Source organism: Jidongwangia harbinensis (genome assembly GCF_020216025.1).
In the GTDB taxonomy this organism is placed as follows: domain Bacteria; phylum Actinomycetota; class Actinomycetes; order Mycobacteriales; family Micromonosporaceae; genus Actinoplanes; species Actinoplanes harbinensis.
This window is the reverse complement of the sequence record NZ_JAIWNC010000120.1, coordinates 1-582: the sequence shown is the minus strand read 5'-3', so window position 1 is coordinate 582 and position 582 is coordinate 1. Positions and strand designations below refer to the sequence as shown.

1 pseudogene is annotated in these 582 nt (G+C 69.8%); it reads left to right on the top strand.

Annotated features, from left to right (window positions below):
• Positions 1–579 (top strand): annotated as a pseudogene (locus LDL48_RS43250) (bifunctional acetaldehyde-CoA/alcohol dehydrogenase); the annotation flags it as partial.
• Between the last annotated feature and the right edge of the window lie 3 nt (positions 580–582).

The following is a 582-nucleotide window of genomic DNA, read 5'->3' as shown; positions in this document are numbered from 1 at the left end:
ACCGACGGCCTCGCCCTGCAGGCCATCCGGATGATCTTCGGCTACCTCGGGCGGGCGGTCGCGGACGGGCCGAACGACCCGGAGGCCCGGGAGAAGATGCACAACGCCGGCACGATCGCCGGAATGGCCTTCGGCAGCGCGTTCCTCGGCATCGTGCACGCCATGTCGCACACCCTGGGGGCGACGTTCCACATCGCCCACGGCCGCACCAACGCCGTCCTGTTGCCACACGTCATCCGCTACAACGGCACGGTCCCCACGAAGCTCACCGGCTGGCCCAAGTACGAGAGCTACCGGGCACCCGAACGCTTCCAGGACATCGCCCGGACGCTCGGGCTGCCCGCCGCCACACCGCAGGAGGGGGTGGAGTCGCTGGCCCGCGCGGTGGAGCAGCTGCGCCGCGAGGTCGGCATCCCGGAGTCGTTCCAGGAGGTCGGCGTGGACGAGCAGGCGTTCCTGGACGCGATGCCGCAGCAGTCCCTGAACGCCTACCAGGACCAGTGCGCGCCGGCCAACCCCCGGATGCCGATGCTGGACGACATGCAGGACATCATGCGAAACGCCTACTACGGCAAGTGACCG